The organism is Rhizobium sp. BK212 (assembly GCF_014197475.1).
Lineage (GTDB): Bacteria > Pseudomonadota > Alphaproteobacteria > Rhizobiales > Rhizobiaceae > Rhizobium > Rhizobium anhuiense.
In genome coordinates this window covers 994515-1017865 of the sequence record NZ_JACIFS010000002.1, presented here as the reverse complement: position 1 = coordinate 1017865, position 23351 = coordinate 994515, and the positions used below count along the sequence as shown (strand labels likewise).

Genomic DNA, 23351 nt, shown 5'->3' with positions numbered 1-23351 from the left:
CGTGGTTAGATCTATGACTGTATTAATCATCCAGCTGCCCAACTTTTCCAGCTATCGTATCCGATGGTTTCTTGGTTTTTTTGGGAGTGATCGGCCCTTCTGGATGAATAGTTGAATATTCTCCAGCGTTGTTCAATCGATCTGTTGGGCGGCTATTAGCAATATTTTAACGGTAATAGATAAAATACTTTGATCGAACTTCGTTTCGACTTTGGGTTTTGTCATGTCATTGAGGGGCTGACGGTGGCTTGAAGAAGGTGAAGAGAGGAGCAGAATAATGCTGAAGAGCACGCTCATCGTGATTGCCGTCTCCTTCGCCGCCGGAGCGACCATTCGCGCCTGGGCCTTCGCATTCTTTGCATTTCTGGTGGTCGCGGCTTTGAGCGTCGTGATCCTGCTAAAAGGTTCCTCCTTGACGGAGGCAATCGCTTCCGGCCTCCAAGTGCTTGTATTGATGGAGATATGCTATCTTGCGGGTCTCTTCGCTTTCTCGTTGGGGGGGCACATTCAGAAGCGCCGGAAAAAGACCTCCATCGCCGACCGCTCCCATGCGACCGGCAAGCGTCCTCATGGATGGTGACATGACCGAGGCGGCAGGAAGCTCGGCTGTGCTATGGACGCAAACCCGCTGAGCACTTTTGCTGGAATTGCTTAGGAGTCCACCCTGGGCAGTAAGGCGTGCCGGGAAAGCAGGGCCGAGAGTGTTTTTGCGATGATCACGAAATCCAGCGCGAGCGTCCATTTGGACAAATACTCGACGTCGAGGGAAACTCTGTTCTGATGGCTGGCGTCGTTGCGTCCGTTGATCTGCCAGTGGCCGATCAAGCCGGGACGGACGGCCATATAGGCAGAGGCATGTTCGCCGTAACGCGGCAGCTCTTCCTTGGTAATGGCGTGGGGCCCGACGAGGCTCATTTGACCCAGCAACACGTTGATCAATTGCGGGAGCTTGTCGAGGCTCGATCGTCTGACGATAGCGCCGACGACAGTGACATGTGCCTTGGCCGTTGCGTCGGCGCGTGTCGTGCGAAACTCGAGGCGGCCAAACTCTTTTCCCTTATAACCGATCCGCGGATGGGAATTGAAAATGGGTCCCCAATCACTTAGCGTTATGATGGCTGCTACGGACAGAAGAAACGGTGACAAAAGGAATAAGAGACCTGTCGCAATGATGATGTCCAATGCGCGTTTCAGAAGTCTGCTGATCGTATGGGATTGTGACGAATTGAATGGACGCCTTTCCTGCCGCGCCCTGGCGAAATCCCGCCAAGGTTCGGTTGGGTTGCGCCCATGATTTTTCCCCGCCATCCGCGTCTCCGTTAGGCGAATCCCAGAAATCACAGTCAAAAGCTTGTTTGAGTGCAAGTTTGGTGTCTGTGACCGAAGTCATAACCGTGGATAAATTCTTTATCATGTGAAGAATTTCTTGTGAATAGTTAAAGAAGTATTTTTTTGGAAAAATATACATCTGTGATGTTGTAAATATTTATTCCAGGTAAAAATATTATTATTATATTGTTGGCCTATTCTAACGGCGCGCAATTGTTTCGAATTGTATAAAAATTATCCAACAGCTTCAAAAGTGTGCTTTTGACAGAATTAAATATGGATTTTATGATATATAAATGTGAGGATTCGTCAGAATTATGTATAATTTCAGAACGTAAATTTTATATTATTATTATTTGACTTTATAACTTAACGCATTACGAATGTCGTTGACGACAATAAATCAATTAGTCTGCTTGGAGTTGCGCGTATGGACGGTGCGATTAGCATCAAAGACAGCAGGATTGAAGGAGGCGCGGCGCGAATAAGCGAAACGGTTACTTGCGGTCCTGTAGGTATTGTTTACGGCGGCCGGCCGGATTTGGATCACGAGTTTCCGTTTTGCCGCTCGAGTGTTCGAAAATTTCGTCGCGGTGAGGTTATTGCCGGCGCCGGTGTCGTCATCGACATGTTTGCCCGCGTGCAGCGCGGAATGGTGAGTGCAAGCACCCCGCTTGCCGATGGACGCGAGTTCATCGTGGAAATCATTCCGAAAGGCGGCTTGATCGGCGAATTGGAGGTGTTGCGCAAACAGTCTCTCAGCCTGGAATATCGGGCCACGGCGGACTGCGAACTGCATTACTTCGACGGCCGCTTGCTGCGGGACTGGTGTGCGAATGATCCGCAATTTCAGGTGAAGATCCTGTCGAAGGCACTGGCGCGTGTTTCAGAACTCGAACTGCGGATTATTTCCAACGCCGGGTCGAGTTTAAGGCAGAGACTGGCCCGGACGCTGCTGCGTCTTTCTGCCTTGTACAACGTCGATACGCAGAATAGCGGCAATGAGCTCATTATCTCCCAACACGACCTGGCCGCGACGCTGCCGGCGTCGCGTGAGAAGGTCAACCAATGTCTGCGCCGTTTGCGCGAGAGCAAGGTGGTTGACGGGACACAGGGCAAAATCCGCATTCTCAATCGGAAGGCGCTTGAGGCTTATGCCGAGGGGGCAGTGTCTCTCGCTTGAGGCACCGCCGCGATAAACAAAAAACGGAGCAGCAGAAAGCCTCGACAGAACCCGCCACCGGCGGGTTCTGTGTTTGATGCGGTGGGCGTTGATAAATCGGAGCAAGCAGGGCCGAAAGATCGGCCTGGCGGTTTGCCTTCATGCACATCGTCGCAAACCACTGCGGATTTTGCGCGGCCTGCTTTAGAGCATTTCCGTTTTTCTCCGAATCACGGAAATGCTCTATCTCTTTGTTTTCACGCAATTCCGGACGCAAAACCGCTACGCACTTTTGCTGGAATTGCTCTAGACTTCGCTCTCGCAAGCATGTCTCCAGTATTGCCAGCCTTCACCCTGGATCAGCCCGTGATCGGACAGGTCCTTCCAGCTTCTGTAGGTGCCCGTATCCTCACAGACGAAGTCATCCATGTCCTTGCTCGAAGAGTATACGGTATATTCTTCCGTATGTTGGGACAGGTGCGCCGCATCGGCAACCTTGTGCACGAAGGTCGACAGGAACTTGAAATGCAGAAGAGCGCCGGACACGCCGAGCGCTCCGCGCATGTCGCCCAGATTTAGGGAGAGCGGCCAGACCTGGTGCGATGATTTCAGAAACAGACGTTCACCCTTGATATAGACGAGTGGTATCTTATTGAGCGCGGGGCCGTCCCAGAGCCGGTCGTGGAAATAGACGCGCCCGCGGACGCCGCCCTTGATCCATATCGTCCCGTTGCGTTTGTCGAAATGTGCGACATAGCCGGATCGGTCGAAGAGATTGCAGACCTCGAGCGGATTGCGACCGGGTTCGCATATGTTTTCGAGAACGGGATGCGGGCTGTACATGTCGATCATGACCGAGCGGAGCGAGTGGCCGCCCATGGATTCGATATAGGTGGTCAATTGATCGATCGGTCGTGTGTCGCAATGCGGATAGACCAGAAACTCGTCCGCATCGACATAGAGGACCCATTTCTCCCGGCAGTGGCGGTTGATTACTTCGTTGATCCAGTCGTTTCCGAATCTCGCCGCCTTGTAGGAGCCATGAGCCGAAAGAAGGGACACATCGTCGAAGCTGGACAGCAACTCGGCCGTACCGTCGGACGAGCCGTTGTCGATGCAGATGAAGTGCTCGAAGCCGAGATCGCGATAATACTGCAGGAAGAATGCCAGCCGGTGTCCCTCGTCGCGGATGACGCAGATGACGACATGACGCGCCTGCTTGAGCCCGTCGCGCAGCAGGTCGTAACGAACCTGCCGAGCCTTGAGCGTCCGGCGCAGGCGAGCTTTTAGGTAATGCGAGATACTGGCGGCGGAAGCCCTATAACTCATATTCTGTCCTGAACACTATCCATTCTGGGTGAATGGATGAATACTTGCGCATCCGCCTGCAATCCACGGCTCGACCGGCAATCCCGACATCCGTCACGCGGACAATCCTCAGGTCTGACCAACAACACATCATCATACGGCGTAGTCGCCGCCGACCAGCAGGCTCTGGACGCGCGGATGGGGTCCGTTTTTCTCGATTGCGTGTTCGATGCGCGCTCGTATCGACCGGTATTTATACAGCATCTTACGGTCGAAGCTTATTCCGCGATACAGCGCGTTGTAAATCGGATGTGCTTTGCGCAGGTCGACGTAGACTTGGCTTTCCTTGTCGGTCCATGGAAAGAAGGTGCCATGCCACGGCTTCGGATGCGCCATGTAATGGACGATCGACAGGGAGGACATGTTTACCAGATGAAGGAACTGTTTGGGGAAGTTCCAGCGGTTCGATACGAGGATAAGCGATGAACCGCAGACATAATTCAATGCGCCTTGATCATGTTTACCCTCGCAGGCCTCGGGGTTTTTAGCAAAAAGCTCAAGCGCCTCCTGCCCGATCCAACCGTTGCGGTGGAATTTCAGCACCCCTGCATTGAAATAGTAGCTGCTCTTTCCAGTGTCGAGGAAGTCATGGATCGCGGTATAGTCGCGCGCCGCGAAAAACCTGCCCTCGGGCACAGTGGCATTTTCGAGCCGACTGAGATCGCTGACGATCTGGGTATCTCCATCGAGATAGATGATCTGGGTATAGTTGGTAGGCAGGATCTCGCAAAGGACCAGCTTGGCCATGGTGCTGACGCTGATGCGTCCCTGGAAATGCGAACTGTCGAGCCTGCCGAGCGAATCCCGCAGCGCGTCGGTCGCATCGATCAAGTCGACCCGGCTCGTTGCCAGCAGGGCTTTCAGCTCCTCGAAATTATTGAGATGTTCCGACATGAGGACGCAGACATCTGTCGCGGGGCTTGCAAATTTGCGAGCCTGAAGTGCGGAGAGAATGGTTGGAAATGAATACTCGACATCCGTGACGTAGACGACGCACTGATTGTTCATGTCATCACCCTTCCGATTGTGCGCAATACGAATGAATCGGCATTGAGTTGCCCGTCGAGGGAACGATTGAGAATTGAGCCGACGGGTCTGTCATATGAAGGCCCTGTTCGGTATATATAGCCGGTGTTCAGCGCCGCGGAGCTGAACGGGTGTCTGGCCGCCGGCGGTTTTTATGTGTTTCATTGTTGAGATATTCGCCATGAAGAGTGCCTTGCCTGTAAAAAGGCTGTGTTTCGACATCGTGTTTCGCGGTACGACGGTCGGTACCGGGACCGTTGTCGGAAAGCAGAGGGAAGGGGAATTGTCATGCTGATCACCGCAGTCGTGGCAGCGGTGATATCGATAGCTGCCGGAGCTTCCATCCGTGCCTGGGCTTTCGCAATTTTCGCCTTCCTCGTGGCAATCGGCTTCGGCAGCGTGGTTTTCACCGACGGCTCCTCCATGATCGCCGCCATCCTCTCCGCTATTGCCATCCTCGCACTCATGGAAGTCGGCTACTTGGCAGGCGTGTTCGTTTCGGGGTTTGTGCGGCGTAGTGCCAGGCAGCGGCAAAACAATTCCGTCGCAGATAACGTCGCGGCCACCAGAGAGCGCCAGCAGAGCTGATTTTGACATAGAATCCGCAGAATAGCCTTCTGGGGACGGTTTTGCGCGATCGCGTTCGGCCGACGAATTGCTATTACCGGCAATGTTTGAAAGATGCGGCGCGGCCGGCCGATTCCGAACCGGCGCGGGCATGCCGATGGCTCGACGAGACCATCTCGCGCCATGGCGAAACTGCAAGGCGGGCGTCATCGCGTTGAAAACATCGGCGCTCTCATCTGAGATGTCGATGTCTCCAGTGGGGTCCGGTTGGCAAGCGATCGGGTCGCCTGTCGTGGCGAGATATTGGTTGTCGCCAGGCAGCCGGCCGCCAGGCCCGCCGTGGTGCTGAACAGCAAGCCGAGATCGGTACCGCTTCCTGATATCGATGCCGAGGCGACCTGGGCTATCGATGCCATAATTGCGGCGTTTCCGATCGCGTGCGTTTCCCGATCGCCTGATATGTGCCGGCCGGACGCCCTCACAAGGCTGTACAGGAAGGTGGCGAAGAGCAGAGTGCCGGTCAAACCGACATTAGAGAGCAGGGCTGCGATAAAACTCGAAGCTCGAACCGTGCCGAGCCCGGCGCCGAAGGTAGCGGTGTCGACGAATGCGATCAATGCCAGCGTATTCCAGGCGGTCCGCTCTTCGCCGGATTGCGATTGGAGCTTGTCCGATAAGGTGGTGTTCACAAGGCCGGCGATGGAATCCCACGCGTCGGGGACAAGGCTGAGTGCGACGATGGCGCAGGGGATCAAGAACAGCGTGATCACCAGGAGTGTGACATGCGCAGTCGTAGCCGGGCCCCCGATCAGCCGTTTCAGGCAGAACAGCACGAACATGCAGACGACGAAGATGCCCGCGATATAGGCGGTCGTCGACGTGCAGAGGACGATCGTCGGGCCGATGAAAAGCGTTGCAAGTCCCGCCATTCGGCTTTGAACACGCTCCAGCCAGAGCATGAGCGTGAAGGAAAAATAGGCCAGTGCGACCGCGCCATACATGCTTGCTTCGGGAAAGGGGCCGACAATGCGCTTGAAGCCGCTGATCGTCTCGGCCGTATGCATCGTATAATTTGCGTTCCTGATGACATCGAGCAGGTAGGACTGGCCGGTCAGGAAGGTTCCGATATCAATCAACGCCAGGGCAAAACAGACGATTGACGCCACGATCAACTGCTGTGCGATGAAACGGGCATATCCAAGTCTCGCAAGCCCCGAAACGGCGGCAAAGCAGGCGAGGTCGCCGAGCAGATAGACAGACTGGCTGAGATTGGACGAACCCGGCGCCAGCGGCGCGGCTACCGTCGACATCATGCCCGATGCGTCTCGTGCCGAGGAATAGACGAGGGTTGCGCCGGCAAAAATGCGGGGCAAGAAGAAAGACGATGCCACGGAAAACAGGATGTAGGTGGCAAACCAGAAGCCGGGGCCTGGATAGGCGAGGCTGGTCAGTATGGCCTGCGTTTGAGCCGGGCGCAGCAGGGCGGCCGCAACGAGAAAGAGCACCAGAAGATGGCTCGGCTGGATGCTGCTGCCGCCGAGCGCCGGCAATTGGAGCGCCGCTGCGGCGCCCAAGAGCGTCGACAGGCAGAGGGTCGCTATAGAAAAACGCGCACCGTTGACCATGGTGAGCAGGCCAAGCAGCAGAACGAGGAAGCCGATCGGTTCTATCGACATGCTTCAGATCCCGATCCGGAGGACGAACGGCCAAGGCATCGGGTTTGCCGAAAACCGGTATCCGGCTTTCGGCGCGATGCTTGAGGCGAAAGCCGCCTGTTGTCATCGATGATCACAGCCGCCCCCTAATTCGATCCCGTCTGGGATATCCAGCCGGGAGCCGCCTGATTGTCTCCGGCGACATCAGACAGCGGGACTGCCGAGCTTTGCTGCTGCGGCGCGGACTGCAGTTGCAGTGGAGGCGGTGGCGTCTGAAGGTCCGTGTCGATGCCGATTTCGACGACATCATGTGGCCGCAAGGTGGTCGTCTCGTCCGCCTCTATGTTGCGATAAGTCCCATCGTCGTTGCGACGCACGATCCGGTAGTTTTTCTGTGCTCTGCCAAGACCCGGCATGTCGGTATTCATCTGGGCGAGTTGAGCGCTGTATCCGGCCTGTTCGCCGAGGAGCTGCGCCACCTGGATGTCGATTGCCGCCCTGCCGATCGCGAGATTGACCTGATTCAGCAGTTCCTGGTTTTCGCTGTTCTGCCTGTTGGCGATGTTGATCTTCGAGCGATCGGCTTCGCTGAGCCCCTGGCGAGCCGTGGTCAGGGCGACCTCGAGATCGATCAGCGTACCTTGTGCATCCGCCGCCCAGCGGTCGACCGAGACCTGACGGGAATTGCTGACCAGGCCCTTGCTCACCAGACTGTTGACATTATCCAGTTCCTTCTGCGCAAGATCGATCTGCCGCTTCTGCGAATTGATCTTGGCTTCGAGCGACTCGACCTGCTGGCCGTAAAGACGCGCGAGGTCGCTCGCCGCGTCGATCTGGCTCTGGATATCGACGCGGCGCAGCCGCATCAGGTTCAATTCCTGCGCCTTCAGCTTGTCCACATCGGGCGTTCCGACGAGCTCGGCAGGGATCTCGAAACTCTGTTCGCCGGCAATTTCGGCACGCAGCCGCGCCTGGCGCATCAGAAGATCGCGCCTGTTGAGAATGGCCGTTCGATAGGCGCCTGCAGCCTGGATCCGGTCGCGCTCGAAGACGGTATTTTCCTCGCGATCCCGAAGGAAGCCGCCGGCAATGCTGACGGCCTTCATGACCGTCATATCTGCCTCAAAAGCATAGCGCCCGGGGGTCTGCACGGTTCCGGTTAAGAAGATCGGCGCATGCTGGGCGATCTCCAGGGCGATGAACGGTTTTCCCGGCAGTTCGGCCTTTTCGGACAGTGCGCCGGCGATCGCATCGGCGACCTGCTGCGTTGTTTTCCCGATCGCCTGCACCTGGCCGGCGATCGGGATCGACAGATTGCCGGCATCGTCGACGGCATAGGTCCCGTCGAGCGCCTCCCAGCTGGCATATCGGGAATCCGACGATCGCCATTCAACGACACGCAGTCTCACCTGGTCTTCCGGCACAAGAGTGTAGTTTTCCGCATGGGCGACGCTCCAGCCGGTCATGCAGGAGAATACCAGCAAGGCAAGGGCGACGGAGACGAGGCGATCGGACAAGGATGTGTGCTGCATTGTCTGCTATCTCCGTTTCGTTGCGATCGATGGCGACGGCATCTCGCGCGGCGAAGGATTGCCGAACTCGAGAATGCGGGACGGAGAGGTACGGCCGACAACAAGATCGGACAGCGCCAGAAAATTTCCGTTCAGACGTCCCCAGCGGTCGATCAAGCGGTCATTGAACAAGAGGCCCCGCGTATTCGCCAGGATGTTGCGGCCGATCTGGACGACGGCACGACCCCTCGACATCGTGCCCTTCCGGATCAGATAGACGGGATTGGCAACCTGCGAATAGCCGAGCCTTCGCCCGGGCTGGCGCCCGGATCTGACACCGAGATGCACCCCGCGGGCGCCTTCGACATGCACGGACCTGCCATAGCGGGCGATGGACCGGCTGAAATCGACATCCTCGAGCCAGCCATAGAGCGGCAGCTGTTCGTCAAAGGCCAGCGCGTGCTCGAGAACGGGTGAAAGGCGAACAGCCATGTTGCATCCGTAGGCGTTGTAGACCTCCGTCACCTGCTCGGTTGCTTCGCCCGCAGTATCAAGGACCTGCAGGGCCTTTGACATGCTGAGGCCACCATCGAGGACACCGTCGGCCAGGACTTCGCCGGTGGCGATCGCCACGTTGGGGTTAGCCGCAAAGACGGCCGCCATCCGGGGCAGGAAGGTCGCGGCGGGAACGAAGTCATCGTCCAGGAAGATCAGAACATCGATATCGAAGGCGGCAGCCTGGATGATCCGGTTGCGCTGGGAGGTCAGGCCGCGGCTGCCGACGATGACTTCCACATCGCAGCGGTCGGCGAGCCCGGCGGCATCGTCGATCGCGGGCACGCAGACGATCAGCCGCTCAGCCTGGTTCGGCAGGGTGGTCAGATAGTCGACCGTCTCCCGCAGTATCGAGGGGCGGCCCGCCGAGGCGATCCCCACGGCCATTCGCAGTGGATGGCTTGCGCGCTCCGCCATGGCTTCAGGTCCGCAAGGGACAGGCGCCGGCCCGATCGACCCGTCCTGCCTGGTTGCTTCTGCCGAGGGGGAGGTCATGACTGCATTCTCTTCGGCGCATGGTTGATGATCGCCCCGAGGATCTCCGCGCCGACATTCCGCAGCGTGTCGATGACGCGCATGGTATCGTCGATCGAAGTGTGCCCGTGCGAGGTCACCACGAGGACACCGTCCAGCTCCGACGCGATCGCATTGGCATCCGGCGACGCGGAGAATGAGGAGATATCGACGAATATGGCGTCGAATTCCTTTTTCAGGTCGGCAAAGCTCAACTGCGTGCGGCGGGAACTCAGGCGAATGGCCGGCGTCACCGCTTCGACCTTGCCGAGGGGAAGGAATTTCAGCGTCGGGGTGAGCGGTAATGCCGCCGTCTGAATCAGCTCACCATTGTCGAGAACATCGACTAGGCCTGTGGAACTATCGGGCGCGATAGATTTGCTGAGCGAGGATTTCTGCGCGGCCGCATCGATCAGCAGCGTGTGCGCCCCTGATATCGACGACAGCACCGCAAGTTCGCATGCTATGGTCGATGCGCCACTGCCGGGATTGACGGCGACTATACCGATGACGACCCGGCGTTTGCGCCGAAGACCGACGACCGTCGCGCTCAATTCCGCCATGCCCGGAATAACAGGATAGGCGGCTGTGTCGCTACTGCCGGTGTCGGCGGCGAGGAAACGTGCGGGGTCTCCATTCCGGCTCTTCCTCGATGTCGACAGCAAAGTGACGAAGGGCAACCCACCGGCTTCCGCGATCTGATGGGGGCGGACGATCCGGCGATCGCCGGCATGCCTGATCATGGCAAGTGCCAGGCCGGCGCCAAGACCAACCGCCGCCGCAAAGGCGATGATGAGCGTGCTGCGTGGTCTCTCCTTCGAAAGAGGCAGCGTGGCTCGTGAGACGATCGTCGCATCGGACACCGGGTAGGTGATGCGCTGCTTGGCTTCGGTCAGCTGGTTCAAGGTATTTTCATAGAGGGTGCGGCGAGCGTCCGTCGCGCTCTGCAGTTCCGCAAGCTTGAATTGATCGCGCGGATTGCTGGTGAAGCTGGCCAGGGCGCTGGCAGCTTCGGCCAGTCCCCGCTGCTGCTCGATTACGAATTTTGCCAGCCAGTCGCTATATTGCCGGGAAGCATTGGCCTTCATCGCGATATTCTTCTGGATATACTGCCTGGCGAGCGTGTCGGCGATGTCGACTGCCTTCTGAGGGGTGGACGCTGCCGCCGATATCTCGATGATCGTCGAACTGCCGATCCGGCGTACTCCCATCATACTCTGCAGCGTGGCGATCGCCCGATCGTGGGTCCGCTCCTCTTCCGTCTGCGGTCGTCTCTCACTCGTGGCTGCGTCTGCCGTTTCCTGAGATGCGTCCGGTTCTGAAGAGATTCCCATCAACCAGTTCTTTGCCCTGTCCTGCAGCGAAGGCGTCTGATCGACAAAGTCAGGATCGGTGTCGAGACCAAGGACTCTTACCGTTCCGCTGACGACATCGCTGGATTTGGCAATCTCCAGTTGACCCTCTATAAATGCGTCTTCCGCGAAAGCCCTCTGGGCTTCGGAGCCGCTCACCTGGGGGAAGATCACAAGCTGCGTGTTGGCAACGAAAGTCGGCTCGACGGTCAGCAGGTAGCTCCCTGCGATTGCGAGGAAGGCGATCGTCGTCGTCACAATCCACAGCCAGCGCATTCTGAGAAAGAACAGCATATCCCGCAAGGTCAGCGGCGAATTCCCGCCAGTGGCTGCGGGAGGCAGAGATATCGGAGAAACACCGCTGAAGATCGTGCTCGAGGTCATGTCGTCCTATTCCAAAATGGCGATATCACGGAGTCACCAGGCACCGGGTGACCGGGTGCTGGCAGCTTGGAGGGGACGGGGGGAGTAGCGTGTCTTCCGATTTCAGGCATGATCGGCAGCCCTCCCCCTGAAGGCTCAGTACGAGCCACGCTGCGAAAACAGGGCGGGAATTGTCTTGGCAATGATGACGAAGTCCCGGCCGAGCGACCAGTTGTTGAGATACTGGACGTCGAGGGAAACCCGGTACTCGTAGCTGACATCATTGCGCCCGCTGGTCTGCCAGTGACCGGTCAGGCCCGGGCGGACGGCCATGTAGGCCCATATATGCTCGCCGTAGCGCGGCAGTTCCTCGGCGGTGATCGGCCGGGGGCCGACAAGGCTCATTTCGCCGCGCATGATATTGATCAGTTGCGGAAGCTCGTCGATGCTCGACCGCCTCAGAATCTCGCCGACGGCCGTGATTCTCGGATCGTCCTTCAGCTTGCGCGTCGCTTCCCATTCGCTTCGCGCAGCCGGGTTGTTTTCCAGCAATTCGGCAAGCTGAGCACTCGCGTCGGTCTTCATCGTCCGAAATTTGAGGCATCCGAATGGCGCGCCGCCGACCCCGATGCGCGTATGGGAATAGAAGACCGGGCCGCGGTCGCTCATCTTCACGATCAGTGCGACGAGCAACAGAAGTGGGGAAAGCAGGATCAAGGCGATAACGGCGATGAAAAGGTCTATCGCGCGCTTCGATGATCTGCCCGCTGCACGAGGCCGGGACGAATGGAGATCGCCGCCTTTCGCGGGCGGTCGTTCGACGCGCGACCAAGCCTCGAAACTATGTGCTTCCCATGTCATCGGTGGTCTCCAAACATTCCGATTAAGAACCGTTGAAAGTTTGCTGCGCCGCACCCTGGTTGTCTGTTACCAAGGTCATAATCCTTAACAAATTCTTTATGCTACTAACCGGCATTAGTGAATTCCAACTACACCCGATAGGCTTATTTTTATATCTAATGACAATCTAACCTACTTCACGGTGATTAATGGTCGCAGATTCATTTACAGTTTTGATGTGATCATTTCGGCTATTGCTGATTTTTAATTCACCAAGACTGTTTAATAAGCATGTGTCATTGATTGAACGATGGTTTTGTGGTTTCTCCGAAATTTTGATTGCAATTGATAATGTATCTTTTGCTTCTCAACCAAATGTAGACTTTATCTTTGCGTTATCTCTTGCCGATGTTATTTGACTCTCATATTAAGACAATATAAATGATGCAGTGCAGCATTGCCTATGGTTATTCGAGTACTGGGAGTTGTGCGCATGGACGGGTTGACACACGCATCAGATCGCAGAGCCGGCATCGGCAAGGCGGCGGTACCGGCTAACGGCGGCATTCATCTCAACAGTCGCATCGTCATTGACGACGAATTTCTTTCCTGCCGATCGAGCGTCCGACGTTTCCGGCGCGGCGAGGTCATCGCCGGGGCCGGCGTTCTCGTCGATACGTTTGCGCGCGTACAGTCGGGGGTGGTCAGCGCAAGCACGATGCTACCCGACGGCAGGGAATTCATCGTCGAGATCATTCCGAAATCGGGCCTTATCGGCGAGCTCGAGGTTCTGCGCAGGCAGGCCTTGAGCCTCGAATACCGAGCCGGTTCCAACTGCGAACTGCATTTCTTCGAAGGCCGGCTGCTGCGCGACATGTACGCCAGCGACCCCAGCTTTCGCGAAAAGGTCTTCTCCAGGGCGCTGGCGCGTATTTCAGAGCTTGAACTCCGGATCATTGCAAATGCGGCGTCGAGCCTGCAGTCGAGGCTGGCCAGTACGCTGCTGCGGCTCTCCGCCGTATATGGAAAAGATGCGGCAAACAGCGGGGACGAGCTGATCATCTCGCAAAATGACCTGGCGGCGACGCTGCCGGCGTCCCGCGAGAAGGTCAATCAATGCCTGAGGCGCCTGCGGGAAAGCAAGATCATCGACGGCGGGCAGGGCAAGATCCGCATTCTCAACCGCAAGGCGCTGGAGGCCTGTGCCAACGCGGTTTCGGTGAAGTGATGGGCTCATCGCTCCCCGAGGCCCCTCGATCCGCTGCTAGCTTCGGCCGCTTTCCCCGCCCCGGCACCATAAAAATCGATCGCGTCGTCATCATCGACGACTACTCGGTGGCCAGAGGCGGTGCAACAGCGCTTGCGGTGTTGTCTGCCAAGCTTTTTCGGGGGCTCAGCATCCCTGTAACCTATATTTGCGGGGATGACGCAGCCAATGCGGAGCTTGCCGCACTTGGGGTCTCGATGGTCGGGCTGAACAGCCGCGACCTGCTCAGCGCCGAACGTGCCAAGGCTTTCGTGACCGGCATTCACAATGGCGCCGCCGTCCGTATGGTCGCCAACTGGATTGCCGCACAGGACACCGCCAACACCGTCTATCATGTGCATGGCTGGCACCAGATCCTGTCTCCGGCAATTTTCAGGGCGCTGATGCCGGTCGCCAGGCGATGCGTGGTTCACGCACACGATTTCTTCACGGCCTGCCCCAACGGCGCGTTCTTCGACTATCAGGCGCAGGAAATCTGCCTTCGACGTCCGCTCGGGGGAAGCTGCATCGCAACGGCCTGCGACAAGAGAAGTTATTCGCATAAATTGTGGCGGGTCGCCCGCGGCTCCAATATCCTCCGGCGCCTGAAGGATCAGGCCGATTTCGGCCGGATAATTCTGCTGCACGAGAAGATGGCGAGCTTTCTCGTCGGCGCCGGCTATCGACCGGAGCGGCTGACGACGATCCGCAATCCCGTCGCTCCTCTCTCCATCATACGCATCGAGGCGGAGGCCAACGACGAGTTCGTCTTCATCGGGCGGCTGGACGAGGAGAAGGGCATAGAAGATGCTGTGGCCGCCACGCGCAGAGCCGGCGTCAGGCTCTGCGTGATCGGGGACGGGCCGCTGATGCCGTTGGTCGCAGCGTCAGGAAATCACGTCAGGGCCTTGGGCTGGCAGTCGCATGCGGAGATTGGCCCGACCATCCGCAAGGCGCGTGCCCTGTTGATGCCTTCGCGCTATCCCGAGCCGTTCGGCCTCGTCGCTATCGAAGCAGCCAGGAGCGGTCTGCCGGTCATCATGTCGCGCAGCGCCTTTCTCGCCGAGGAAATGGAAAGAGCCGGCATGGCGCTTGCCTGTGATACGGCTGACGAAAGCGCCTTTGCCGAGAGTTTGGCGCGATTTAGCCAGATGCCGAGGCATGAGGTCCGCGCCATGAGCGAGCGGGCTTTCCGGCTGTCGCCGGATCTCGCCTCGACACACGAAGAATGGCGCGACGCGCTTCTTGCCGAATATCACAGCCTGATTTCAACGAATGTGGTTCCCGAACTGACAGACGGTGTGGCGATACAAGGAGTATTCAGTTGACCCTTAAAGCAACAACCTCTCTTCCTGACGCGAGAGCATTTCTTGGTGATGCGCCTGTGATGGCGAAAAGACGCGTCGCGGAGGCCGGAAGCGCAAGCGAAACCAAGCAGCTGCGGGTTGCCATCGTGCATTACTGGCTCGTTTCGATGCGCGGCGGCGAGAAGGTCGTCGAAGAACTGTGCCGCATGTTTCCGCAGGCCGACATCTTCACCCTCGTCTGCAACCGGGATCGCATCAGCGATTTTCTGAAGACGCGGAACATCCGCACGTCCTTCCTGCAGAAGATCCCCGGCGCGCAGCGTCATTATACCAAGATGCTGCCGCTGATGCCCTTCGCGCTCGAGCAGTTCGACCTGCAGGATTACGATCTCGTGCTGTCGAGCGAATCCGGACCCGCCAAGGGCATCATCACACGCGCCGATGCCCTCCATGTCTGCTACTGCCATTCGCCGATGCGCTATATCTGGGATCAGTTCCATGTCTATCGCCATGGCCTTCCCTGGGTGGGCCGCGCGTTGATGTCGATCACCGCGCCCATGCTGCGCGCCTGGGATGTGACGACGTCCTCGCGGGTCGATCTGTTCGTCGCCAACTCCGATTATGTCGCAAGCCGCATCCGCCGCTTCTACGACCGGGAATCCATCGTCATCCATCCTCCCGTTGCGACCGATGATTTTGCGGTGGGGAAGGGGAAAGGCGAGTTCTATCTCTATGCGGGACAGCTGACCACCTACAAGCGGCCGGATATCGCCGTTCGCGCCTGCACCGAGGCCGGCCGAAAACTGGTGGTGATCGGCGAGGGCGAACAATTGGCTTATCTGAAGTCGATTGCCGGACCGACCGTCGAGTTTCTCGGCCATCAGCCCTTCAACGTTCTGCGCGATCACCTGTCGCGATGCCGCGCCCTGTTGTTTCCGGGTACCGAAGATTTCGGCATCCTGCCGGTGGAAGCCATGGCATCGGGGCGGCCGGTCCTGGCGTTCGACGCCGGCGGCGCCAGGGAAACCGTTTCCTCGCCGCAGGTCGGCTTTCGCTTCGCGGAGCAGACCACGGAAGCTCTGCTGGAAACGATGGCGGCGTTCGAAGAGGTGGAGGACGATATCGATCCGCATGCGATCCGCGCGCACTCGCTGAAATTCTCTTCCGCCGTGTTCCGCGACCGTCTGTCCGGCCTGATCGAGCAACAACTATCCATCCATGGCGACCGACCCGCCGACGTCTTCAGAAGACGGCCGGGCTGACGGGAAGAAGCGGAGCCGCCTGCGTTGCCGCCGCGACCGAAACCGTCTCTCAAACCCTCGACGAGGAATAGATAAACAGACCATGTCAAGCGTATCTCAGAGGACGGCGACGGCGAGCATCTGGACCATCAGCGGAAAATTCCTGGCGCGGATGCTCGATTTCGTTAGCCTCCTTGTCCTGGCAAGGCTTTTGAGCCCCGCGGATTTCGGCCTGGTCGCCATCGCGACCTCGGTGCTGGTCATCGTCGAGACAATTTTGGACCTGCCGCTGACGCAGGCCCTGATGCGTCAGCCGTCGCCTTCGGACGATATGTTTGCCACGGCCCTTACCCTCAGCCTGCTTCGAGGCGTGGCCATTAGCACGCTGATGATGATCATCTCCTGGCCGATGGCGCTGATCTATGACGATTCCCGGATTTTCTCTCTTGTCGCCGTGCTCTCCATCGCGCCTGCCATGCGCAGTGTGATCAGCCCGCGCATGGTGTTGTTCATGCAGCGGTTCGATTTCAAACGCGAGTTCGCACTCGATCTCATCACCAAGGGGTCGACACTACTATTCGGTGTCGGGGTGGCGGTCGCGACCGGCAGCTATTGGGGACTGGCGATCGGCGCGGTTGCAGGCCCGACCGCCGCGGCGATCACCTCCTATGTCTTTGCGCCGATGCGGCCGAGGTTCAGCCTTTCCGAGTGGAAGCACTTTCAGGACATGATCAGCTGGAACACCGTCTCGCAGGTGCTGAGTTCGATCAACTGGCAACTGGACCGGCTGCTTTTGCCGCGCTTTACCGGCTTGTCGACGTTCGGCGCCTTCAGCGTCGCCGACAACATCGCCGGTATTCCATACCAGACCTTCGTCGGGCCATTACTGCGTCCGCTGATGGCGGCATTCTCGACCGTCGATGACCGTCGGAATCTGATCGCGGCCTATCTGAAGGCGACGAACGCGATCACCTTCGTTGCCGCGCCCATCCTCCTCGCGCTCGCTTTTCTTGCCGAGCCGTCCGTGCGCATTATCGTCGGCGAGAAATGGGCATCCGCGGCGCCGATTCTACAATGGCTGTGCATCGTCAGTCTGCTCGGTCTTCCCACGAACATGATGCCGCCATTGGCTATGGTCCTGAACAAAACCCGCTATCTCGCTCTCCGGATGTTTGCCGAGTTCGCCGTCAGGGTTCCGGTCACCATCCTGGGCGTTGTCTATTTTCAGGTAGCAGGAGCATTGGGCGCGCGGATCGTGGCGGTGCTTGTCGCCTATGCCGCATCGCTCATCATCACGCGGCGGCTGATCGGAGCGACGTTTGCCGCTCAGTTGTATGCCTTTTTACGGCCTCTGGCCGCGAGCTTGCCGATGATCGCTTTCCTGCTGTGGATCGAGCCGATGCTCTCCGCCATGCCTGTCGGCCTCAACCTTGTCGTCAGCCTGGCGCTTTGCGGCGGGGCGGCAGTAGCGATCTTCTGGGCCTTCGCGCTGCTCGTGTGGCAGGTTGTCGGTAGACCCGACGGCATCGAGACCATCGTCGTCCAAAGGCTCATGCCGCGACGAAGCGGGGTTCTCACTTCATGATCGAAACAAGTGCAGTCCAACGATTGGTTTGGCGTTTTCGGAGGAGCAGAATGCGTTACAAGGTATCTTCTAAGGCTTTTGGTTTGCTCATCATCCTCGGACTGGGGGCGTTACCCGGCCAACCGAGCGTCGCCCAGGAGCCGCTCAATATCAATGCCTACCAACTGACGTTCGAGGAGAGTTTCGACAGCCTCGACGTTTCGGCCTGGGGAGAGAAAAGCTCTCGCTGGATCGCCCATACGCCCTGGAACGGCGATTTCGGTGACGCCCGTTTCACCGATCCGGCCCCCGGCTTTCCGTTTACCACCGATCAGGGAATTCTGAAGATCGAAGCGCGCAAGGAGGCCGATGGAACCTGGCGTTCGGGCCTGTTGTCGTCGGTGAACCCGAAAGGCCAAGGATTCTCGCAGCAGTTCGGCTATTTCGAAGCACGGATGAAGCTGCCGCCGGGCAAGGGCGTCTGGCCGGCCTTCTGGCTCATCGGGCTCGACCGGTCGAAATACACCGCAGAGATCGACGTCTTGGAATATTATGGACGCGCGCCCTACGAATTCAGCATGGGCTTTCATATCTGGCGTCAGAGCCAGGGTGGCCAGAACACCACCGGTGGTCATTGGCAAACCGTCCAGGATGGAATTTTGAACAGCGAATATCACACTTACGGCGTCGATATCCAAGCTGACAAGACGAGCTTCTACCTCGACCGCCAGTTCATCTGGAGCTTCGATACGCCGAAGGAGTTCCATATGCCGTTCTATCCGCTGGTGAACCTGGCACTCGGCTCAGGTTGGCCGATCGATGAAACGCCGAATCCTTCCATCCTGCTCGTCGACTATATCCACGTCTACCAGCGGAAGCCCACCGACGCGGCGAATTGAGCAGGGGACGGGGATAGTCGTTCCGTCGCTAACGGCCGCAGCTGAGGCCGGTTTCCGGATCGAAGAGATGCATTGCCTCCTCGTCGAAAAAGAGGGTGAGCTTTTCGTTGTCGCGGATCGGCGTGCGCGGCGGCAGGCAGGCCATCAGGCGCTGATTTCCGGCAAGGACGGTAACGACGAGTTCCGGGCCGGTCAGCTCTGCGACCTCCAGGTTTGCCTTGATCGACGGGCCGGTGCCGCCTGTGCGAAGCGCCTCGGGACGGATGCCGAGGATGAGGTCGCGGCCATTGCCGGCCGTCTCGCGGAAACGGGCGGGCAGGGGCAGGCTGGCATCGGAGCCTGAAAGCGCCAGGCGATCGTCACGCACTGTTGCCTTCAGCAGGTTCATCGGCGGCGCGCCGACGAAGGTCGCGACATAGAGTGTCGCCGGGTGGTTGTAGATCTCCTCCGGCGTGCCGAGTTGCTCGATGCGGCCGTCGCGCATGACGGCAATGCGGCTGGCCAGCGTCATCGCCTCGATCTGGTCATGGGTGACATAGACGACCGTCGTCTTCAGCATCTGATGCAGCCGCTTGATCTCGGTGCGCATCTCCATGCGCAGCTTGGCGTCGAGGTTGGAGAGCGGTTCGTCGAAGAGGAATACCTCAGGCTTGCGCACCAGCGCGCGGCCGATCGCGACGCGCTGGCGCTGGCCGCCGGAAAGCTGGCTCGGCTTGCGGTCGAGCAGGTTTTCGATCTGCAGCAGCTTTGCAGCATCACGCACGGCCTTGTCGCGTTCCGGCGCCGGCACCTTGCGCATTTCCAGGCCGAAACCGATGTTCCGGTGCACCGTCAGGTTGGGATAGAGCGCGTAGGATTGAAAGACCATGGCGATATCGCGGTCCTTGGGATGCACGCCGAGCACCGAGCGGTCGCCAATCCTGACATCGCCGCTCGTCGCCTCGGCAAGGCCGGCAATGATGTTCAGCAGGGTGGATTTGCCGCAGCCGGAGGAACCGAGCAGCACCAGGAATTCGCCGCTTTCCAGTGAGATGTCGATACCTTTCAGCGTTTCGACGTCGCCATAGGTCTTGCGGATGTTCTGAATTTCGAGTGCGCTCATCGCACTGGCTCCTGCAGGTGTATCGGGCCGCCATAGTTGCGGGGAAGGGTGGAAATGGCGCGCGAGGCAACCTCGGTTCCCGCCATGAGGCAGGAAACCAGCGGCGCATCGCTTGCGAGCGCGGCGAGGAAGGCGGCGTTGAAGACATCGCCGGCGCCGATCGTATCGACGACCTCAACGACGGGTGCGGCCACCGAAACCAAGAGGCCGTCCGGCCCGATTGCGATGGCGCCATCCGGGCCGCGTTTGACGACGACGATCGCACCCTCCGGCATATGCGATCTGATGTGACGGGCGGCCTCGATCGGATCGGCGATGCCGGCAAGCGTCGTCGATTCAACCTCGTTCAGCAGCGCGATGCCGCTGCGGGAGAGCCAGGCGCGTGTCGCCGCGCAATTCTCGTCTGTCCAGCCGTCGAGCGGCCAGCCGGTATCGAGGGCGATGGTGATGCCATGGCTGTCGGCCCAGTCGAACACGGCGTCATATTCTCTCGTCAGATCGTCGGTCAGGAACGAGCCACAGAGAAGGGCATAACCGCCCTGAAGCCTCTCGCCCTCGATGACCGCGAAGACGTCTGCCATGCTGAAGCGCGGCAGATGGCCCCTCGTGGTGAAGAAGGTGCGTTCGCCGTCCGGATGGGTGATGCCGACGGAGAGTGTCGTTTTCTCAGGACGTACCGGCCATTTCTCTGAACGATGACCGAAGGCTTCGCTCAGCCAGCGGCCGAACTGGTCACTGCCGATATTGGCTGCGATCTCGAATTCGACGCCAAGCGCCTGCCAGGCGAGCGCGCTGTTGCCGGCTGCTCCGCCGACCCGCAATTCGTCATGGTCGACGATGATTTCCGTCCCGGCCTTCGGCCAGGGGGCGGCCGGTCCAAGGATCAGGTCGACATTGACGTTGCCGATGACTGCAAGTGGCCGCATTCATTCGCTCCGGGTGATTTTGGTGGATCGAACAGGCGTTCCGGCATTCTCCACGCGGGTATCGGCAAAGGCGATCATCAGTCGCTGGGCAACCGGCAGCATGGCGAAGATCGCGACAAGGCCGGTTGCAGGGGCAAAGCGGATCGTCACTGCGCCGGCGACCGGCGCTTGCCCGGATGCGTCGAACAGGATGACGGGGGCGCCGGTCTCGACGGCGGACGCCGCCATTGCGGTGACCAGGCCGGCCGTCTCGTCCGAGCCGCGGAAGAGCACGACGCCGATCTCCGGCCCCAGCATCTCCATCGGTCCGTGACGCAACTGGCCACCCTCCAGCGAGAAGCAGGGACGACGCGACAGTTCCGTCAATCCGAGCGCCAGCGCCTCGGCGACACCCTGCAGCCGCCGGCCTGAGGTGACGACGGTCGCGACGTTTTCGAGGGCGGCGAGGGCGTCGGCGATGTCCTGGTCTTCAGGCGCCCTGAGGACGGCAAGCGCGGCGCCCGGATCTTCTCCGAGGGCGGCAAGGATTGCCAGATGCAGGGCGAAGGTTACCGTCAGGCTGCGGGTGGCGGCGAAGGCAAGCTCGGTGCCGCCGCTACCCACCAGCGACGGGGTCGTTCTTGCAAGGAAGGAACTGCCTTCGAGCGTCAGGCCGAAGGTCTCCGCCGTGCCGCCGGTCTCGTCGAACCAGCGCACGACCTCGGCACTTTCGCCGGATTGCGAGGTGACGAAGATCGTCCTGCCGCTGATCGGCAGCGGCTGGCCGAGCTGCTCGGACAGCGGCAAGGCGAGGGCATCGATGCCGAGCGCGCGGTAGAGCGGCTCGACGGCACGGTTGACGGCGTGCGAGCCGCCCATGCCGATCAGCAGCAGCCGGCCGGTTTTCTTCAGCGAGGCGGCGGCCCTGGCCGCCATCGGCCGGGCAGCTTCGTAGGAGGCGATCGCATCGACATGCTGGCGCGCCATTTCGCGATCGATCGCGGCAAGTCCGGCCGGCCGGATTGTTTCTTCTGTCATGTTCATCCCTTGACGCCGCCGCTGGTAAGCCCGGAAATCAGGGCGCGTTGCATGACGAGGCCGATCAGCACGGGAGGCAGGGCGGCGAGCACGCCTGCCGTCGCGATCAGTCCGTAATCGGAAACGCGGCCGCCGGCGAGATCGGCGATGGCGACGGTCAGCGTCTTGGCGCGCTGGTCCGAGGTGAAGAGCAGCGCATAGAAGAATTCATCCCAGGCAAGCAGGAATGCAAAGAGGCTGGACGTCGCGACCACGGGGGCGGCGAGCGGCAGCGTGATGATCCGCAATGTCTGGAACAGGCCGGCGCCGTCGATCATCGCGGCGGATTCAATCTCACGCGGGATGGAATCGAAGCCCGATTTCATCAGCCAGGTGGTGAAGGGCGCGAGAATTGTCAGATAGACGAGGGCGAGGCCGAAGACGTTGTTCAGCATGCCGAGATGGGAGAGGCTCATATAGAGCGGCACGGCGAGCGCCACCGGCGGCAACATGTAGGTGGCGATCACCATCGACAGCGACCAGCCGACGGAAGGCGTGCGCGACACCGCCCAGCCGGCCGGAATCGCAAGCGCGATGGCGGCGATCGTCGCCATGCCCGCCACCTCGATGCTGTTGCGCAGCGATGAGGTGAAGGCGGCGCCGGCGCTGTTTTCGAGCGTCGAAAGCAGCACGGCGTAGCGCGAGAAATCCGCCGTCTGCGGCCACCAGCGCAGGGGTTTTGCGGCAAGATCGGCGGCCGGCGAGATGCTCATGATGAACAGCCACAGGATCGGCGCCAGGATGACGGCGGCGAGCAGCAGCGCGCAGAGATGGATGAAGGCGGAAAAGAGCGGGCTCTGGCGTTCCATCAAGCGGCACTCCCGGCGGTCTTGCGCACCAGGGCGGCGTAGCCGGCGGCAAGCAGCGTCACCAGCAGCGTGACGATCAATGCCAGCGAGGCGCCGGAGCCTGCCCGCTGGAAGGAGAATGCTTCCTGATAGACGAGGATCGACAGTGTACGCGTGCTGTTGGCCGGGCCGCCGCGGGTCATGACCCAGATGATGTCGAAGACCTTGAAGGCTTCGATCGTGCGCAGCACCAAGCCGACCATCAGCGGGCCGGCGAGATAGGGGAGGATGACGAAGCGGAAGCGGGCGAAAGCACCGGCGCCGTCGACCAGCGAGGCGGCGGTGATGTCGCGCGGCACGGCCTGAAGTGCGGCCAGTGCGATCAGCGCCACCAGCGGGAAATTCTTCCAGCAGTCGGCGACGATGAGGGCTGCCAGCGCCGTGCCCGGCTCGCCGAGCCAGGAGCGGTAGGCCTCCAGCAGACCGAGTTGGGTCAGTGCGGCATTCAGCGCGCCGTACTCCGGATTGTAGATCAGCCGCCAGAGCGTGGCGTTGACGACGGTCGGCAGTGCCCAGGGCAGGATCATCAGGGCGCGAAGCGCGGTGCGGCCGCGAAACTGCTGGTTCAGCAACAGCGCCGCCAGAACCCCGATCACCATCTCGGCGGCGACCGAGATGATCGCGAACCATGCGGTGGTGATCAGCGTGCGCTGGAAATTCGAGCCGGAGATCATCTTGGCATAATTGTCGATGCCGACGAAGTTTCCTTGCGTGCCGACGAGCTTGGCATCGGTGAAGGAGAGGCCGATAGTATCGATCAGAGGCCAGCCGATGACTGATATCATCACCACGAGAAGCGGCAGCATCAAAAGCCACGCGCGGGTTGTCAGCCAAGTGCCCGACATCGAGGCGACCCTTCTTCATTCATAGGTTATCGAAAGCGAACCGGGCGACGGCGGGCGCCGCCCGGGTTTCATGCTT

Annotated in this window: 21 protein-coding genes; 8 read left to right on the top strand and 13 right to left on the bottom strand. The window is 59.6% G+C overall.

The genetic code is table 11. The features are described 5' to 3' along the window. Positions 1–277: 277 nt before the first annotated feature. Entirely contained in the window at positions 278–580 is a 303-nt protein-coding gene (locus FHT79_RS09910; protein ID WP_025570056.1) for a hypothetical protein, read from the top strand. A 71-nt stretch (positions 581–651) separates the two neighbouring features. Here FHT79_RS09910 and FHT79_RS09905 read toward each other — a convergent pair whose 3' ends face one another. Beyond that, positions 652–1308, bottom strand: coding sequence for a sugar transferase (locus tag FHT79_RS09905; RefSeq protein WP_183903310.1), 657 nt, complete (start codon positions 1306–1308; stop codon positions 652–654). Between the two features lie 451 nt (positions 1309–1759). Between FHT79_RS09905 and FHT79_RS09900 the strand changes: the two genes are divergently transcribed. Beyond that, a complete protein-coding gene (locus tag FHT79_RS09900) occupies positions 1760–2512 on the top strand; it encodes a Crp/Fnr family transcriptional regulator (RefSeq protein ID WP_025570053.1) in 753 nt (250 codons plus the stop codon). A gap of 285 nt (positions 2513–2797) precedes the next feature. On the opposite strand, the gene FHT79_RS09895 is transcribed toward FHT79_RS09900, so the two are convergent. Both FHT79_RS09895 and FHT79_RS09890 read right to left on the bottom strand, forming a co-directional pair. After that, positions 2798–3820 carry a glycosyltransferase family 2 protein gene (locus tag FHT79_RS09895; protein ID WP_025570051.1) on the bottom strand — a complete coding sequence of 341 codons (1023 nt, stop codon included), beginning with the start codon at positions 3818–3820 and terminating at the stop codon, positions 2798–2800. A gap of 132 nt (positions 3821–3952) precedes the next feature. Beyond that, positions 3953–4867 (bottom strand): glycosyltransferase, encoded by a 915-nt coding sequence (locus FHT79_RS09890; protein ID WP_025570050.1) that lies wholly within the window; start codon positions 4865–4867, stop codon positions 3953–3955. 306 nt (positions 4868–5173) lie between these two features. On the opposite strand from FHT79_RS09890, the gene FHT79_RS09885 reads away from it, so the two are divergent. Continuing rightward, on the top strand, positions 5174–5473 hold the full coding sequence (locus FHT79_RS09885) for a hypothetical protein (RefSeq protein WP_025570048.1): 300 nt from the start codon (positions 5174–5176) through the stop codon (positions 5471–5473). Positions 5474–5658: 185 nt separating this feature from the next. On the opposite strand, the gene FHT79_RS09880 is transcribed toward FHT79_RS09885, so the two are convergent. The 5 genes from FHT79_RS09880 to FHT79_RS09860 all read right to left on the bottom strand — a co-directional run bounded on the left by FHT79_RS09880 (position 5659) and on the right by FHT79_RS09860 (position 12262). Further along, on the bottom strand, positions 5659–7128 hold the full coding sequence (locus FHT79_RS09880) for a hypothetical protein (RefSeq protein WP_025570046.1): 1470 nt from the start codon (positions 7126–7128) through the stop codon (positions 5659–5661). A 125-nt stretch (positions 7129–7253) separates the two neighbouring features. After that, positions 7254–8639 (bottom strand): polysaccharide biosynthesis/export family protein, encoded by a 1386-nt coding sequence (locus FHT79_RS09875; protein WP_025570044.1) that lies wholly within the window; start codon positions 8637–8639, stop codon positions 7254–7256. A 6-nt stretch (positions 8640–8645) separates the two neighbouring features. After that, positions 8646–9668, bottom strand: coding sequence for a glycosyltransferase (locus FHT79_RS09870; protein WP_025570043.1), 1023 nt, complete (start codon positions 9666–9668; stop codon positions 8646–8648). Further along, the gene (locus tag FHT79_RS09865; protein ID WP_028756173.1) at positions 9665–11422 is read right to left on the bottom strand and encodes a tyrosine-protein kinase domain-containing protein; all 1758 of its coding nucleotides are present in this window, start codon (positions 11420–11422) and stop codon (positions 9665–9667) included. Before FHT79_RS09865 ends, FHT79_RS09870 begins: the two co-directional genes overlap by 4 nt. Positions 11423–11557: 135 nt before the next feature. After that, on the bottom strand, positions 11558–12262 hold the full coding sequence (locus FHT79_RS09860) for a sugar transferase (RefSeq protein WP_025570039.1): 705 nt from the start codon (positions 12260–12262) through the stop codon (positions 11558–11560). 472 nt (positions 12263–12734) lie between these two features. On the opposite strand from FHT79_RS09860, the gene FHT79_RS09855 reads away from it, so the two are divergent. From FHT79_RS09855 to FHT79_RS09835, 5 genes are all read left to right on the top strand, one after another. Then, positions 12735–13469, top strand: coding sequence for a Crp/Fnr family transcriptional regulator (locus FHT79_RS09855; RefSeq protein ID WP_025570037.1), 735 nt, complete (start codon positions 12735–12737; stop codon positions 13467–13469). Further along, entirely contained in the window at positions 13466–14815 is a 1350-nt protein-coding gene (locus FHT79_RS09850; RefSeq protein WP_025570035.1) for a glycosyltransferase family 4 protein, read from the top strand. The genes FHT79_RS09855 and FHT79_RS09850 overlap by 4 nt, the downstream gene beginning before the upstream one ends. Continuing rightward, entirely contained in the window at positions 14812–16056 is a 1245-nt protein-coding gene (locus FHT79_RS09845; protein ID WP_025570034.1) for a glycosyltransferase family 4 protein, read from the top strand. Before FHT79_RS09850 ends, FHT79_RS09845 begins: the two co-directional genes overlap by 4 nt. An 82-nt stretch (positions 16057–16138) precedes the next feature. Continuing rightward, on the top strand, positions 16139–17620 hold the full coding sequence (locus tag FHT79_RS09840) for a lipopolysaccharide biosynthesis protein (protein WP_025570032.1): 1482 nt from the start codon (positions 16139–16141) through the stop codon (positions 17618–17620). A gap of 50 nt (positions 17621–17670) precedes the next feature. Continuing rightward, positions 17671–18498, top strand: coding sequence for a glycoside hydrolase family 16 protein (locus FHT79_RS09835; protein WP_025570030.1), 828 nt, complete (start codon positions 17671–17673; stop codon positions 18496–18498). A gap of 28 nt (positions 18499–18526) precedes the next feature. Here the strand turns inward: FHT79_RS09835 and ugpC are convergent, their stop codons facing one another. From ugpC to FHT79_RS09810, 5 genes are read right to left on the bottom strand one after another with little or no spacing between them, the layout of a single operon-like run. After that, positions 18527–19600: a sn-glycerol-3-phosphate ABC transporter ATP-binding protein UgpC gene (gene ugpC, locus FHT79_RS09830; protein WP_025570029.1), complete on the bottom strand. Its 1074-nt coding sequence runs from the start codon at positions 19598–19600 to the stop codon at positions 18527–18529. After that, positions 19597–20526 (bottom strand): PfkB family carbohydrate kinase, encoded by a 930-nt coding sequence (locus FHT79_RS09825; protein ID WP_025570027.1) that lies wholly within the window; start codon positions 20524–20526, stop codon positions 19597–19599. The genes ugpC and FHT79_RS09825 overlap by 4 nt, the downstream gene beginning before the upstream one ends. Beyond that, a complete protein-coding gene (locus FHT79_RS09820; protein WP_025570025.1) occupies positions 20527–21549 on the bottom strand; it encodes an SIS domain-containing protein in 1023 nt (340 codons plus the stop codon). Beyond that, positions 21546–22391, bottom strand: a complete 846-nt coding sequence (locus FHT79_RS09815; RefSeq protein WP_025570024.1) for a carbohydrate ABC transporter permease — start codon at positions 22389–22391, stop codon at positions 21546–21548. The genes FHT79_RS09820 and FHT79_RS09815 overlap by 4 nt, the downstream gene beginning before the upstream one ends. Further along, entirely contained in the window at positions 22391–23275 is an 885-nt protein-coding gene (locus FHT79_RS09810; RefSeq protein WP_025570023.1) for a sugar ABC transporter permease, read from the bottom strand. The genes FHT79_RS09815 and FHT79_RS09810 overlap by 1 nt, the downstream gene beginning before the upstream one ends. Between the last annotated feature and the right edge of the window lie 76 nt (positions 23276–23351).

Excerpts from the sequence above, each read along its gene's own strand:
- FHT79_RS09890 (WP_025570050.1), bottom strand. The coding sequence starts at position 4,867 with ATGAACAATCAGTGCGTCGTCTACGTCACGGATGTCGAGTATTCATTT.
- FHT79_RS09880 (WP_025570046.1), bottom strand. The coding sequence starts at position 7,128 with ATGTCGATAGAACCGATCGGCTTCCTCGTTCTGCTGCTTGGCCTGCTC.
- FHT79_RS09910 (WP_025570056.1), top strand. The coding sequence starts at position 278 with ATGCTGAAGAGCACGCTCATCGTGATTGCCGTCTCCTTCGCCGCCGGA.
- ugpC (WP_025570029.1), bottom strand. The coding sequence starts at position 19,600 with ATGAGCGCACTCGAAATTCAGAACATCCGCAAGACCTATGGCGACGTC.
- FHT79_RS09815 (WP_025570024.1), bottom strand. The coding sequence starts at position 22,391 with ATGGAACGCCAGAGCCCGCTCTTTTCCGCCTTCATCCATCTCTGCGCG.
- FHT79_RS09895 (WP_025570051.1), bottom strand. The coding sequence starts at position 3,820 with ATGAGTTATAGGGCTTCCGCCGCCAGTATCTCGCATTACCTAAAAGCT.
- FHT79_RS09885 (WP_025570048.1), top strand. The coding sequence starts at position 5,174 with ATGCTGATCACCGCAGTCGTGGCAGCGGTGATATCGATAGCTGCCGGA.
- FHT79_RS09810 (WP_025570023.1), bottom strand. The coding sequence starts at position 23,275 with ATGTCGGGCACTTGGCTGACAACCCGCGCGTGGCTTTTGATGCTGCCG.
- FHT79_RS09865 (WP_028756173.1), bottom strand. The coding sequence starts at position 11,422 with ATGACCTCGAGCACGATCTTCAGCGGTGTTTCTCCGATATCTCTGCCT.
- FHT79_RS09900 (WP_025570053.1), top strand. The coding sequence starts at position 1,760 with ATGGACGGTGCGATTAGCATCAAAGACAGCAGGATTGAAGGAGGCGCG.
- FHT79_RS09870 (WP_025570043.1), bottom strand. The coding sequence starts at position 9,668 with ATGACCTCCCCCTCGGCAGAAGCAACCAGGCAGGACGGGTCGATCGGG.
- FHT79_RS09840 (WP_025570032.1), top strand. The coding sequence starts at position 16,139 with ATGTCAAGCGTATCTCAGAGGACGGCGACGGCGAGCATCTGGACCATC.
- FHT79_RS09825 (WP_025570027.1), bottom strand. The coding sequence starts at position 20,526 with ATGCGGCCACTTGCAGTCATCGGCAACGTCAATGTCGACCTGATCCTT.
- FHT79_RS09820 (WP_025570025.1), bottom strand. The coding sequence starts at position 21,549 with ATGAACATGACAGAAGAAACAATCCGGCCGGCCGGACTTGCCGCGATC.
- FHT79_RS09875 (WP_025570044.1), bottom strand. The coding sequence starts at position 8,639 with ATGCAGCACACATCCTTGTCCGATCGCCTCGTCTCCGTCGCCCTTGCC.
- FHT79_RS09855 (WP_025570037.1), top strand. The coding sequence starts at position 12,735 with ATGGACGGGTTGACACACGCATCAGATCGCAGAGCCGGCATCGGCAAG.
- FHT79_RS09905 (WP_183903310.1), bottom strand. The coding sequence starts at position 1,308 with ATGGCGGGGAAAAATCATGGGCGCAACCCAACCGAACCTTGGCGGGAT.
- FHT79_RS09860 (WP_025570039.1), bottom strand. The coding sequence starts at position 12,262 with ATGACATGGGAAGCACATAGTTTCGAGGCTTGGTCGCGCGTCGAACGA.
- FHT79_RS09835 (WP_025570030.1), top strand. The coding sequence starts at position 17,671 with ATGCGTTACAAGGTATCTTCTAAGGCTTTTGGTTTGCTCATCATCCTC.